The 13,105-nt window shown below is 54.8% G+C and carries 12 protein-coding genes; 10 read left to right on the top strand and 2 right to left on the bottom strand.

Translation table 11 applies throughout. The features are described from left to right. Positions 1 to 10 precede the first annotated feature (10 nt). The 7 genes from HV352_RS10050 to HV352_RS10020 all read left to right on the top strand — a co-directional run bounded on the left by HV352_RS10050 (position 11) and on the right by HV352_RS10020 (position 8,368). On the top strand, positions 11 to 1,723 hold the full coding sequence (locus HV352_RS10050; protein ID WP_075848684.1) for an alpha,alpha-trehalase: 1,713 nt from the start codon (positions 11 to 13) through the stop codon (positions 1,721 to 1,723). Between the two features lie 208 nt (positions 1,724 to 1,931). Further along, a complete protein-coding gene (locus HV352_RS10045; protein ID WP_181635393.1) occupies positions 1,932 to 2,954 on the top strand; it encodes an ABC transporter substrate-binding protein in 1,023 nt (340 codons plus the stop codon). A gap of 26 nt (positions 2,955 to 2,980) precedes the next feature. Next, on the top strand, positions 2,981 to 3,940 hold the full coding sequence (locus HV352_RS10040; protein ID WP_181022911.1) for an iron ABC transporter permease: 960 nt from the start codon (positions 2,981 to 2,983) through the stop codon (positions 3,938 to 3,940). Next, positions 3,937 to 4,698 carry an ABC transporter ATP-binding protein gene (locus HV352_RS10035; protein WP_019076955.1) on the top strand — a complete coding sequence of 254 codons (762 nt, stop codon included), beginning with the start codon at positions 3,937 to 3,939 and terminating at the stop codon, positions 4,696 to 4,698. The genes HV352_RS10040 and HV352_RS10035 overlap by 4 nt, the downstream gene beginning before the upstream one ends. Positions 4,699 to 4,707: 9 nt before the next feature. Beyond that, positions 4,708 to 5,520, top strand: a complete 813-nt coding sequence (locus tag HV352_RS10030) for a class I SAM-dependent methyltransferase (protein WP_103283751.1) — start codon at positions 4,708 to 4,710, stop codon at positions 5,518 to 5,520. Further along, complete coding sequence (gene modD, locus HV352_RS10025; protein WP_016156777.1) at positions 5,517 to 6,374, top strand: ModD protein; 858 nt, start codon at positions 5,517 to 5,519, stop codon at positions 6,372 to 6,374. The genes HV352_RS10030 and modD overlap by 4 nt, the downstream gene beginning before the upstream one ends. A 23-nt stretch (positions 6,375 to 6,397) precedes the next feature. After that, positions 6,398 to 8,368 (top strand): TonB-dependent receptor, encoded by a 1,971-nt coding sequence (locus HV352_RS10020; protein WP_181635392.1) that lies wholly within the window; start codon positions 6,398 to 6,400, stop codon positions 8,366 to 8,368. 41 nt (positions 8,369 to 8,409) lie between these two features. Here the strand turns inward: HV352_RS10020 and HV352_RS10015 are convergent, their stop codons facing one another. After that, positions 8,410 to 8,664 carry a GlsB/YeaQ/YmgE family stress response membrane protein gene (locus HV352_RS10015; RefSeq protein ID WP_016153363.1) on the bottom strand — a complete coding sequence of 85 codons (255 nt, stop codon included), beginning with the start codon at positions 8,662 to 8,664 and terminating at the stop codon, positions 8,410 to 8,412. Between the two features lie 200 nt (positions 8,665 to 8,864). On the opposite strand from HV352_RS10015, the gene ycgR reads away from it, so the two are divergent. Continuing rightward, the gene (ycgR, locus tag HV352_RS10010) at positions 8,865 to 9,599 is read left to right on the top strand and encodes a flagellar brake protein YcgR (protein WP_049043144.1); all 735 of its coding nucleotides are present in this window, start codon (positions 8,865 to 8,867) and stop codon (positions 9,597 to 9,599) included. 11 nt (positions 9,600 to 9,610) lie between these two features. Here ycgR and emtA read toward each other — a convergent pair whose 3' ends face one another. After that, positions 9,611 to 10,222 (bottom strand): membrane-bound lytic murein transglycosylase EmtA, encoded by a 612-nt coding sequence (emtA, locus tag HV352_RS10005; RefSeq protein WP_016153365.1) that lies wholly within the window; start codon positions 10,220 to 10,222, stop codon positions 9,611 to 9,613. A gap of 98 nt (positions 10,223 to 10,320) precedes the next feature. On the opposite strand from emtA, the gene ldcA reads away from it, so the two are divergent. Then, complete coding sequence (gene ldcA, locus HV352_RS10000) at positions 10,321 to 11,235, top strand: muramoyltetrapeptide carboxypeptidase (protein ID WP_181635391.1); 915 nt, start codon at positions 10,321 to 10,323, stop codon at positions 11,233 to 11,235. Positions 11,236 to 11,332: 97 nt separating this feature from the next. Continuing rightward, the gene (locus HV352_RS09995) at positions 11,333 to 13,072 is read left to right on the top strand and encodes a potassium/proton antiporter (protein WP_016153367.1); all 1,740 of its coding nucleotides are present in this window, start codon (positions 11,333 to 11,335) and stop codon (positions 13,070 to 13,072) included. The last annotated feature ends 33 nt before the right edge of the window (positions 13,073 to 13,105 follow it).

Raw genomic sequence — 13,105 nt, 5'->3', positions numbered from 1 at the left:
AGATTAACCGATGATAACGCCTGCAACTCGCCATCCAGGCCTGCTCTCTGTTGCAATAAAACTGACGCTCGCAAGCACCTTTTTTGCCCTTTCCTCTTTTGCCGTTAACGCCGAGGACGCACCAACCGCTACGCCTCAGCCGCCTGATATTTTGCTTGGCCCACTGTTTAACGATGTACAAACGGCCAAACTGTTTCCTGATCAGAAAACCTTTGCTGACGCCGTACCTAACAGCGATCCATTAATGATCCTTGCCGATTACCGGATGCAGAAAAATCAGTCCGGATTCGACTTACGTCATTTTGTGGAAGTGAATTTCACCTTGCCGAAAGCTGGCGAGAAATACGTCCCCCCAGCCGGGCAATCGCTGCGCGAGCATATTGACGGACTGTGGCCGGTACTCACCCGTTCGACAACCGACGCTGAAAAATGGGACTCTCTGCTGCCGCTCCCGGAACCGTATGTCGTGCCTGGCGGGCGTTTTCGCGAAATATATTATTGGGACAGCTATTTCACCATGCTGGGGCTTGCCGAGAGCAATCACTGGGATAAGGTCTCCGACATGGTGGCAAACTTTGCTTACGAGATTGATTCCTGGGGACACATTCCTAACGGCAACCGCACCTACTATCTGAGCCGTTCTCAACCGCCATTCTTTGCCTTTATGGTGGAACTGCTGGCGCAGCATGACGGGGATGACGCGCTGAAAAAATACCTCCCGCAGATGCTCAAAGAATACACCTACTGGATGGAAGGCGTCGAAACGCTCCAGCCCGGTCAGCAGAATAAGCGCGTGGTTAAACTGGATGACGGCACCATTTTGAATCGCTACTGGGATGACCGTGATACGCCGCGGCCAGAGTCCTGGATGGAGGATATCGCCACAGCGAAAAGCAATCCGAACCGACCGGCCACAGAAATCTACCGCGACCTGCGTTCTGCCGCCGCGTCGGGTTGGGACTTTAGTTCCCGCTGGATGGATAACCCCAATCAACTAGGCACCCTGCGCACCACCAGCATCGTTCCGGTCGATCTCAATGCGTTGATGTACAAAATGGAAAAGATGATCGCCCTCGCCAGCAAGGCCGCCGGGGATAATGCCAAAGCTGCACAATATGAAGGCTTCGCTAATGCCCGACAAAAAGGGATCGAAAAGCACCTGTGGAACGACAAAGAAGGCTGGTATGCCGATTACGATCTGAAGAGCCACAAAGTACGTAACCAACTCACGGCCGCCGCCTTGTTCCCGTTGTATGTCAATGCAGCAGCAAAAGATCGCGCCAGTAAAGTGGCCGCGGCAACCCAGGCGCATTTGCTGCAACCCGGCGGCCTGGCCACCACGTCGGTGAAAAGCGGCCAGCAGTGGGATGCTCCCAACGGCTGGGCCCCGCTCCAGTGGGTCGCCGCATCGGGATTACAGAATTACGGTCAGGATAACGTCGCCATGGACGTGACCTGGCGATTCCTCACCAACGTGCAGCACACCTACGATCGTGAGAAAAAGCTGGTTGAAAAGTATGACGTGAGTAGCACAGGCACTGGCGGAGGCGGCGGCGAATATCCGTTGCAGGATGGTTTTGGCTGGACCAACGGCGTAACGCTAAAAATGCTCGACCTGATCTGCGCCAAAGAAAAGCCCTGTGACAGCGTGCCCGCATCGCGCCCGGCCCCGGCAAGTACCACGCCAGTCGAGCCTAAAAAACAGGCTCAGCCGACGTCTTAACGCCGTTACCTGAAGCGTTTTACTCCCCGAATCCGCGCTGCGTCGCGGATTTTTTCTGGCTTATATTTCGCCATTCCTGTTGTCTCTACGCCATCTAGCCCATATGGGGTATTCCGGGTTTTCATCCGTGAGAAATTGATTCTGAACATGTTTTTATTCGCTGTATATGTAAATATATAGCGATTTTATCACCTTCAGGATAACAATTATGCCACTGACAAGACGGATGTTTGCCCAGCTTGTGGCATCTGCACTGCTGCTACGCCATCTTCCCGCCTTGGCTCAAATGCCGCTAACCGTTGCCGTTGGAGGCCACCCAGCGCCAGAGGCGACCCAACGCGTGGTCAGCGCAGGCGCACCCGCCGACCTGCTGCTGCTGGCCGTCGCGCCGGAAAAACTGGTTGGTTTTTCATCCTTTGATTTTTCTCGTCAGACCGCCATCCCGTTTCACGAAGACATTCGGGCTTTACCGAAACTGGGCAAGCTGGCGGGACGCGCCAGCACACTCTCGCTTGAAGCGCTACTGGCGCTTAAACCCGATCTGGTGATTGACTGCGGCAATGCCGATGAAACCTGGCTTTCTCAGGCCAGACAAGTGAATGCGCAAACGCAAATTCCCTGGCTGCTGATTAATGGCGAACTGCGGCTCAGCCCACAACAGCTACTCGCGGCAGGTGAAGCGCTGGGAGTCGCAACACGGGCCAGGACTCAGGCCAAACTGGCCCAGCGTTTTATTGATGAAGCCCTCGCGTTTTCACACTCTCCCGCAGCAAAGCTGCGTTTTTATGCCGCACGCGGCGCCCAAGGACTTGAAACAGGATTACAAGGTTCATTGCATACCGAAGCTGCAGAACTACTGGGATTACACAATGTGGCGCAAATTCCTGGGCGGCACGGGCTGGCGCAGGTTTCAATGGAAAACCTGTTGAACTGGCAGCCCGATATTATTCTGGTACAGGATGCCATTACGGCACAGTACCTGCGGGAAGATCCCGTCTGGCAAGGAGTCAAAGCGGTTGCCGCCCGGCGCATTCTGTTTCTCAGCGGCCTGCCGTTTGGCTGGCTGGACGCGCCTCCCGGCATCAATCGTTTGCTGGGGTTACGCCGTCTGCATGCCTGGCTTGATCCACAGGTTGAAGCGGGCTTTAAAACCGATATGCAGCGCTACAGTGAACTGTTCTGGCACACCACGTTAAGCGACGCACAGTATCAACAACTGGTGAGCGTCTGATGAAAACATCTACCCTCGGTTTTCTGATGATTACGACGGCGGTGCTTTTCGCGAGCATCGCCGCGGTGTCGGGTGCTTATCGCCTCGATGCACAACAGGTCGTGGATCTTATTGCAGGCAGGGATAGCGTCCCGATGCAGGACAAAATCGTCTTCTGGCAAATCCGACTGCCGCGCATTCTGGCTGCATTGTTACTCGGCGCAGCGCTGGCTGGTGCAGGAACCACCTATCAGGGCATGTTCCGTAACCCACTGGTTTCTCCGGATATCCTCGGCGTGGCGGCCGGTGCCGGTTTGGGCGCCTGTACGGCAATCCTGCTGGGGCTACCAATCCTGTTTATTCAGCTGTATGCGTTTACTGGCGGTTTGTTAGTGGTCGCCGGTGTCTGGCTGATTACCCGGCGAGTCAAGCGTCACGATCCGGTGTTAACACTGGTGCTGGTCGGGATTGCGCTGGGTACGGTCTGCGGAGCGGGAATTTCACTCATCAAAACGTTGGCCGACCCGTATACCCAACTCCCGTCGATCACCTTCTGGCTGCTCGGCGGTTTATCGACAATTACTCTGCACGATCTGTGGTTCTCAGCACCGCTGATCCTTGCTGGACTGGTCCCGTTATTGCTGCTGCGCTGGCGCATGAACCTGCTCACTCTGTCGGATGATGAAGCCCGATCGCTTGGGATCAACGTCTCCCGACTGCGGCTGGGACTGATCGTCTGCGCAACGTTAGTCACCGCCTGTACCGTCGCCATTGCCGGCATTATCGGCTGGATTGGACTGGTGGTGCCGCACATCGGCAGACTCCTCAGCGGGAATAACCACCAGCAGTTACTGCCGGTGTCCATGGGGATCGGCGCCATTCTACTCCTGCTCACCGACACCCTCGCCCGCACGCTGAGCCGCACGGAAATCCCGCTGGGGATCCTGACTGCATTTATTGGCGCACCGTTCTTTTTGCTGCTTTTGCTGCGAGGAAACCGCCCATGACGCTATTACTCGTGCGCCACGCGTCGCTGGGATACCACAGTAAACAACCCGTGTTACGCGATGTCTCCTTTCAGGTTTCGCCCGGTTCTGTCTGTTGTCTGATTGGTGCTAACGGCAGCGGTAAAACCACCCTGATGCGCACCATTCTCGGCGTTCTTCCGCCGCTTCGCGGTGACATTCTGCTTGATGGCGTCGCAGTGAATCATCTCAGCGATCGGGAACGCGCCGCAGCCATCGCCTGGGTTCCTCAGGCGCACGACGGCGCGTTTGCCTTCACCGCGCTGGACATGGTGATGATGGGACTGGCCCCGCAACTGGCGGCATTTGCGGTTCCCGGCGCTAAAGAGCGTGAAATTGCGCATCAGCAACTGGCGATGCTGGAGATTTCTCACCTGGCACTTCGACGCTGGAACACCCTGAGCGGCGGCGAACGGCAACTGGTGTTGATCGCTCGCGCGCTGGCGCAACGTCCGCGTCTTTTATTGCTGGATGAACCCGCATCCAGCCTTGATTTTGGGCATCAAATCCGTCTGCTCGACACGCTGGTGACGCTGAAAAATTCCGGTATGGCCCTGCTGATGTCGACCCATCACCCGTTGCACGCCCGGGCAATCGCCGACAGCGTGGTACGGGTTGAACCAAACGGCGAGGTGTCGCAGGGTCTGCCTGAACATCAGCTCGCCGCCGACCGCCTGGCCGCGCTGTATCGCGTTACACCGTCACAAATTACCCACCATCTTTATGGTTCACTCAATTAAGGAATATTTATGCTCATTGACGACATTGATTTTGCCGATCTTTACCGTAAGCAATTACAGCTGGCGAACAGAACCGAGAAAAAGCCGGAGCACTGGGACAAACGTGCGGAAAAAATGGCGGAGAATTGCGCTTCATTAACCGACAGCTATCTGCTGCAACTGCTGGGGAAAATCGACCTGCAAGGTGCAGAGTCGCTGTTTGATATGGGTTGCGGCCCCGGTACAGTCTCGCTGGCGCTGGCTAAAAAAATGCCAATAATTTACGGCGTAGATTACAGCCAGGGAATGCTGAGCGTAGCTGCCCGCCGCGCCGCACAAATGAACGCCCGTCACGTACAATGGGTGCAACGAGCCTGGGAAGAGCACTGGGATGATTTACCCCAGTGCGATATCGCCGTCGCCTCGCGCTCCACGCTGGTTGCCGATATGCGTCAGGCAATGAGCAAGCTGAATAATCAGGCCCGGCTGCGGGTTTATACCACCCACCTCGTCAGTTCATCTTTCGTTTCTCCCACCATTCAGCGCGCACTGGGCCGCGAAGTGATTGAACTGCCCAACTATATCTATGCGCTTAATGTTCTGTATCAGATGGGGATCCACGCGCACGTTGATTTTATCCGCGGTCCCAACTGTCAGCAGGACAACAGCACCTGGACGCGTTTTCTGGAAAACGTGCGCTGGAGTATGGGTGAACTGAGCGCCGACGAGGTCGAACGTCTGGAAAACTGGTACCAACAGCAGGATCCACGCGCTATTGCCCCCGCCAGCCGTGACTGGGCGCTTATCTGGTGGGACAGCATCCCGCTGGAGGCGCTGCGATGATCTACTTTTCGCAGGCGCAAACTGACGCGCTGCTGCTGGAAGATATTCAGGGCGGCGATCTGACCACCCGCGCGCTGGGTATCGGCGCCCAACCAGGCGTCATCGAGTTTAACCATCGCCAGGGCGGATGCGTTAGCGGTACCGCTGTTGCCAGACAAATGCTGACGTCATTGGGATTAACCGTCACCGATATTTTGTCTGATGGCGAACGGGCGAACGCCGGACAGCGACTGATTCGCGCACACGGACCGGCGGCGGCGCTGCACCAGGGCTGGAAAGCGGTACAAAATGTACTGGAGTGGAGCTGCGGCGTGTCGGGCTATCTCGTCGAGATGCTGAGCATGCTGCATCAACGCTATCCCGATGGGCAGATTGCCTGCACCCGCAAAGCCATTCCCGGTACGCGTTTACTGGCGACTCAGGCAATACTTGCCGCCGGGGGCATTATCCATCGGGGAGGATGCGCCGAAACGGTACTGCTGTTTGCTAATCACCGCCGTTTTCTTACCAACCCAAACGACTGGACAGGCGCGATTGCGCGCTTACGCAGCCATGCGCCAGAAAAAAAGATCGTGGTCGAAGCGGATACGCCAGATGAGGCATTGGCCGCCCTACGCGCCGCCCCTGATGTCTTACAACTCGACAAATTTACCCCCGAGCAGGCGGCAGAAATTGCCCGTCAGGCCCCTGCTCTGGCCCCCCATTGCACGCTGGCACTGACCGGCGGCATTACCCTCGCCTCGCTGGCGGGTTATCTCGACTGCGGTATCAGACTCTTTATCACTTCCGCGCCTTACTACGCTCCACCTGCGGATATCAAAGTGAGCCTGAGCCCGGACGCACGTGGCCTATAACATCAAAAAATGGACTAAAAATAATGAATTTCAACAAAAGTTGTCTTTACACAGCCCTGTCGTTTGCTTTCGCGCACAGTGCTTTTGCTGGGCAGGAAAGCGAAACCATGACCGTCTGGTCTAGTCCAGTCTCCGCGGCCACCACCACGGTTCTCGGCCAGGAAACGATACAACAGCTGGATAAACTGAACGTGGCGCAGGCGCTGAGCGTCGTCCCTGGCGTCGTGCTGCAAAAGTCAGGCAACCGCAACGAGCAACAGGTAAAAGTGCGCGGGTTTGACAGCCGTCAGGTTCCCGTCTTTTTTGACGGCGTGCCGGTGTACATCCCCTATGACGGCAACCTCGATTTAGGCCGTTTTCTGACATCCGATATCGCTTCGGTTGAAGTCTCCAAAGGCTACTCGTCTCTGTTGCAGGGGCCAAACCAGATGGGCGGCGCCATCAATATCACTACAAAAAAACCGACCAAACCGCTTGAAGGCAGCATCGGCTATCGCCAGGGCTGGAGTCGCAGCAAAGACAACGCCCACGATATGCACGCTTCATTTGGTGCCAGTAACGATCTCGGCTATATCCAGCTCAGCGGCAGTCAGCTGAAGCAGGATTTCCTTGGGTTACCACATGGCGTGGACAACCCGGTTGCAGGCAGTCACGGCAAGATGATCAACTCTTCCGCTGATGACAAGCGTGGCATCGTGAAGCTGGGCTTTACCCCTCGTGGAGATGATGAATATGTGCTGACCTATATAAATCAGGACGGTGAAAAAGATAATCCACCGTACGCCGGAACCAGCAGCCAGAAATCACGCTACTGGCAATGGCCACAATACGATAAAGAGAGCTATTACTATCAGGGAACCACGCATCTGGGCGACCGTTTTACTCTGAAAAGCCGTCTGTATCGCGACACCTTTGAAAATACGTTAATGATGTACAACTCGCTGGCCGATCTGAAAAATAAGAAAGGCAGCTACAGCCATTATTCGGACTATAGCGATGGGGCTGGCCTGCAGCTCGCTGCGGATATGCGAGAAAACGATCTGCTCTCTTTCGCCGTGAACTGGAAGGACGATGTTCACCGCGAGAAAGGCGCACCGAATGCGGCTTACGACCGCTACGAAGACCGCACCTGGTCCGTAGCCAGTGAATACCAGTGGGCTGCGGCGGATAATATCGATGTGGTGGCGGGAATGAGCTATGACTGGCGAGACAGTCTGGAAGGTATGAAGCACGAGAAAAACGGCAGCGTCACGCACTACGATGACAACAACCAGTCGGCCTTTAACTGGCAGGTGATGACAAAATACCACTTTGAAAATTCAGATACATTAGCGCTGTCTTACTCTGACAGAACGCGTTTCCCAACGTTAAAAGAACGCTACACGACCTCGAAACCGGCCTATAACCAGGTGGCCCTGGTCAATCCACAGCTTAAACCGGAGCGCGCCCGCAGCGTGGACCTGACATGGAATGGTTCACTTAGCCAGAACTGGGGATTCGAAGCCAGCGTGTATTACAACCGCATCAGCGACGCGATTCTTTCGCACAATATTGATGCCGACACCATCCAGAATCAGAACAGTGGTCGGGTGGATTACACCGGCCTGGATGCAGGCGTTAAAGGTAAAGTTTTTGATATGCTGGACGTCGGGCTGAGCTACGGCCTTATTCATGCGGACGCCAAACGCAGCGATATCGGTAAGATTACCGATCTGCCGACGCAAACCCTGACAGCCTGGATGACGCTGAAACCGTGGGAGCCACTCAGCATTACGCTGTCCGAAGAGGCCCGTTCGTCGAGCTATAGCAATACCGACGGCTCGCAGAAAGCCGCTGGTTTCGCCATTACCCATTTGCGCGCTGATTACGCTATTGGTCACGGGTTTAGCGTTAACGCTTCGGTCAATAACCTGTTCGATACGCAGTACGTTTACAGTGAAGGATTTATTGAAGAGGGGCGTAATTACTGGGCGGGCATTGAGTATCAGTTCTGACTTAACAATGCAGAAAAACGGCCCCGTCAGGGGCCGTTCGATTAATCTCGTCGTACAAGCCGAAAGACACCCAGCACAACAATCGCGCCGACCACGGCCACCAGGAAGCTGTGGAGATTAAACCCGCTGATATCGCCGCCGATACCGAACATCGTAGCCAGCCATCCACCGACCACAGCACCGATAATACCGAGAATGCAGGTCAGGATAAATCCACCGCCATCGCGCCCCGGCATAATCAGTTTGGCGATAACCCCCGCAATCAGACCAAAAATAATCCAGGTAATAATTCCCATTTCCAGGCCCTCTTTCCAGTGAACGCACGCGCAAGACATTCTTGCGCCAGCACGTTAAGTATAGGCAAGCCATCGCTACGTGCTTTTTCCCTCAGACTTAATTCATTGGGTTTGGTAAAAAATTTCATCCATTTGTATTAAGTTCCGTTGATTGATGCCGATAATCCAACGATAAACCAGGCATCCAGGAGTCATTAGGTGTGAGTAACTACAATGAGCAGTTCCTGAAGCAAAATCCGTTAGCGGTGTTAGGCGTACTCCGGGACTTAAATTCGCAGCAGGTTCCGCTGCGTATCTCCTGGTCAGGTGGCCAGTTCATCAGCAAAATACTGGCGGTCAGCCCGGACGAACTGATCATGGATTTTGGTAGTCAGGAATATGAAAACCAGGCCGTGCAGCGGGCCAATCAAATTACGATTATCGCCGAAACGCAGGGAGCCAAAGTGGAGTTCACCCTGCCACAGCTGAAAAAAGGCGAATACCAGCGGCTACCCGCATTTATCTCATCATTGCCGCCATCTCTGTGGTTCGTCCAGCGTCGGGAATATTTTCGTATCGGTGCTCCGCTGCATCCCCCCTATCGCTGCACGGTAAAGATGCCGGATAACAGCATGCTGTGTTTTCGCTTATTCGATTTGTCTCTTGGCGGCATGGGCGGGCTGTTAGAAACGGCTAAACCAGAGGGACTGGTAGAAGGCATGCGCTTTTCACAGGTTGAACTGAACATGGAGCAATGGGGAGTGTATCAGGTTGACGCCCAGCTAATTTCCATTAGCGAACGCAAAGTTATCGACGGGAAAAACGAAACAATTACCACTCCCCGCCTGAGCTTTCGTTTTCTCAACGTCGGCCCGGCGGTGGAGCGTAACCTACAGCGAATTATTTTTTCCCTTGAGCGCGAGGCCCGGGAAAAGTCGAATAAGGTGCGCGATTAGCATCACCTGAATTACATCACATCCAGCGCTTGTTGAAGCTTCCAGATATAGCGCGGAGCCTGCGGCGCCGGATGATTATCCGCAACATGTTCAATAAATTCATCCGGGCTGAGATCGTTTATCTTATTAATGGCTTTTTTCCTGTCGGAGGAGAACGTTCGCAGCAGCGCGCCCGCACCGTTGGCGTACGATACCACCAGCGCATATTGCATCACCTGCGGATCTTCGATCCCGGCCAGCGGCCCGGTCTCAAGAATGCTCAGGTATGCGGCCCCCATCGAGATATTGCGCTCAGGATTTTTCAGCTCGCTGGTTGACGGCTCGCCACTCCACCCCATGCGACGATAAACATCACGCCCTGACGTCGAGGCTTTTAACTGCATCAGGCCAATCGCATTAGACTTACTGACCGCATTCGGGTTTCCACCTGATTCAATGGCGATGATCGCGGTAATCAATTGTGGACTGACACCCCAGGCCGCACCGGCTTTTTCGCTGATCGGCATCCATTGCATTGCGCGTTTAACCGGAACTTCAGCATTCCACGGCGGATTTTTGTAATCCTGTTTTGAACTACAGCCCGCAAGTAATACAACCAAAAAAGCAAACCATCTCAATTTCACGTCATCTATCCTTATAGCCGGAACCTGTCGCTGAGGTGACAACGACATACCTACGCGGCATGATATACATTTGGTTTTAGTTGTAGCAAGGAAATGCCATGTCCCGGTTTCACTTAATTGCCCCGTCGGGCTACTGTATCAACCAGCAGGCTGCCTTACGCGGGCTGGCGCGTCTTACTGAGGCCGGTCATCAGGTCGACAATTCAGCGGTCATTGCGCGCCGCTGCCAGCGTTTTGCGGGTACAGAAGCAGAACGGCTTGCTGATGTGAACGCGCTCGTAAATCTGAACACGCCCGATACCATTGTGATGGCAGTACGCGGCGGCTATGGCGCGAGCCGTTTACTGGCAGATATTGACTGGCAGGCGCTGGCGAACCGTCAGCAACACAACCCGCTGCTGCTGTGCGGACACAGCGATTTTACCGCGATCCAGTGTGGTCTGCTGGCGCAGGGGAATGTGATTAGCTTCAGCGGCCCGATGCTGGCGGCTAACTTTGGCGCCGAGGAGATGAACGCATTTACCGAGCACCATTTCTGGCAGGCTGTTCGCAATGCCCAATTTACCCTCGAGTGGCAAGGTAACGGTCCGGCATGTGCGACCGAAGGTACGCTATGGGGCGGAAATCTGGCGATGCTCATTTCTCTGATGGGCACGCCGTGGATGCCCGCTATCGAAAACGGCGTTTTGGTGCTGGAAGACATTAACGAGCATCCTTTTCGCATTGAACGCATGCTGCTGCAACTGTATCACGCAGGAATACTGGCCCGACAAAACGCCATTATCCTCGGCAGTTTTAGCGGCAGCGCACCTAATGATTACGACGCGGGTTACAGTCTTGACTCAGTTTGTGATTTTCTACGCGCCAGGTTATCGGTTCCGTTGATCGACGGCCTCGATTTTGGTCATGAACAACGCACCGTCACCTTGCCGTTGGGGGCAAGATCGGTACTGAAAAATGATAAAAACGGCGCTCAGCTCACCTTAAGCGGGCATCCGACACTTAAATCGTAAAAAAAGCGGTTAACAGGGCTAAGTAAAACGCTGTTTCTGTCGTTATTATGTTAGGGTTTATAAATACGAAACAGCGTAATTCAGGAGTAACCGAACGTTGGATGCCGCAGCAATAATTAGCCTTTTTATTTTGGGTTCCGTACTCGTCACCTGCAGTATCTTACTCAGTTCATTCTCATCACGTCTTGGTATCCCTATTCTGGTGATATTTCTCGCTATCGGTATGTTAGCGGGAGTCGACGGCGTGGGCGGTATTCCTTTCGATAACTACCCTTTCGCCTATATGGTGAGTAACCTGGCGCTGGCGGTTATCCTGCTCGACGGCGGGATGCGCACCCAGGCCAGCTCATTTCGTGTCGCGTTAGGCCCGGCTCTGTCGCTGGCGACCGTCGGGGTGCTGATTACCTCCGGACTCACCGGCATGATGGCCGCGTGGCTGTTTCATCTGGATCTTATTGAAGGACTCCTGATTGGCGCGATTGTCGGTTCAACCGATGCCGCGGCGGTTTTTTCCCTGCTCGGCGGCAAGGGGCTTAACGAGCGTGTTGGCTCTACGCTGGAAATTGAATCCGGGAGTAATGACCCGATGGCGGTGTTTTTAACCATCACGCTTATCGCCATGATTCAAAATCACGAGACCGGTTTAAGCTGGATGTTTGCAGTGCATATTATCCAGCAGTTCGGCTTAGGGATCATACTGGGTCTCGGTGGGGGCTACCTGCTTCAGCAAATGATTAACCGCATTTCACTGCCTGCCGGGCTTTATCCGCTACTGGCCTTAAGCGGTGGGATCCTGATTTTTGCCCTGACCACTGCACTGGAAGGCAGCGGTATTCTGGCGGTCTATCTGTGTGGTTTCCTGCTGGGTAATCGCCCCATCCGCAACCGATTTGGCATTCTGCAAAACTTCGACGGTCTGGCATGGCTGGCGCAAATCGCCATGTTCCTGGTGCTGGGACTGCTGGTTACGCCGTCCGACCTGCTGCCTATCGCGATCCCTGCGCTGATTTTGTCTGCATGGATGATATTCATTGCCCGTCCGCTTTCGGTCTTCGCCGGACTGCTGCCGTTTCGTGGCTTCAATCTGCGCGAGCGCATTTTCATCAGTTGGGTGGGCCTGCGCGGTGCAGTCCCCATCATCCTCGCCGTGTTCCCAATGATGGCGGGTCTGGAGAATGCGCGCCTGTTCTTTAACGTCGCGTTCTTCGTGGTTCTGATCTCGCTGCTGTTTCAGGGAACGTCGCTTTCCTGGGCCGCCAAAAAAGCCAAAGTGGTGGTTCCTCCCGTCGGCTGGCCCGTTTCGCGCATTGGTCTGGATATTCACCCGGAAAACCCCTGGGAGCAGTTTGTTTATCAGCTCAGCGCGGATAAGTGGTGTGTAGGAGCCGCATTGCGTGACCTGCATATGCCGGAAGAGACGCGAATTGCCGCCCTGTTTCGGGACAACGTGCTGTTTCACCCATCCGGCAGTACGCGGCTGCGTGAAGGCGATGTTCTGTGCGTCATTGGCCGCGAGCGCGATCTCCCTGCTCTCGGCAAGCTGTTCAGCCAGTCGCCGCCGGTGTCGTTAGACCAGCGCTTCTTCGGTGATTTTATTCTCGAGGCCAGCGCGAAATATGCCGATGTGGCACTGATTTATGGCCTGGAAGATGGCACAGAGTATCGTGATAAACAGCAAACGCTGGGTGAAATTGTTCAGCATCTGCTTGGTGCCGCGCCGGTCGTGGGTGACCAGGTTGAATTTGCTGGCATGATCTGGACGGTTGCTGAGAAAGAAGATAATGCGGTGCTGAAGGTCGGTGTTCGCGTTGCTGAAGATGAGGATGAGGCGCGTTGATGCTTTTTGCCGGGCGGCAGCAGCGCCTTGCCC

Origin of the sequence: Citrobacter sp. RHBSTW-01044 (assembly GCF_013781945.1) — a bacterium.
Taxonomy (GTDB): domain Bacteria; phylum Pseudomonadota; class Gammaproteobacteria; order Enterobacterales; family Enterobacteriaceae; genus Citrobacter; species Citrobacter braakii.
This window is presented reverse-complemented; position numbering and strand designations above follow the sequence as displayed.

What these genes read in the sequence shown, in the direction of transcription:
- HV352_RS10030 (WP_103283751.1), top strand. Translation starts at nt 4,708, where the DNA reads ATGCTCATTGACGACATTGATTTTGCCGATCTTTACCGTAAGCAATTA.
- HV352_RS10050 (WP_075848684.1), top strand. Translation starts at nt 11, where the DNA reads ATGATAACGCCTGCAACTCGCCATCCAGGCCTGCTCTCTGTTGCAATA.
- HV352_RS10045 (WP_181635393.1), top strand. Translation starts at nt 1,932, where the DNA reads ATGCCACTGACAAGACGGATGTTTGCCCAGCTTGTGGCATCTGCACTG.
- HV352_RS10020 (WP_181635392.1), top strand. Translation starts at nt 6,398, where the DNA reads ATGAATTTCAACAAAAGTTGTCTTTACACAGCCCTGTCGTTTGCTTTC.
- modD (WP_016156777.1), top strand. Translation starts at nt 5,517, where the DNA reads ATGATCTACTTTTCGCAGGCGCAAACTGACGCGCTGCTGCTGGAAGAT.
- HV352_RS10015 (WP_016153363.1), bottom strand. Translation starts at nt 8,664, where the DNA reads ATGGGAATTATTACCTGGATTATTTTTGGTCTGATTGCGGGGGTTATC.
- HV352_RS10040 (WP_181022911.1), top strand. Translation starts at nt 2,981, where the DNA reads ATGATTACGACGGCGGTGCTTTTCGCGAGCATCGCCGCGGTGTCGGGT.
- ldcA (WP_181635391.1), top strand. Translation starts at nt 10,321, where the DNA reads ATGTCCCGGTTTCACTTAATTGCCCCGTCGGGCTACTGTATCAACCAG.
- HV352_RS10035 (WP_019076955.1), top strand. Translation starts at nt 3,937, where the DNA reads ATGACGCTATTACTCGTGCGCCACGCGTCGCTGGGATACCACAGTAAA.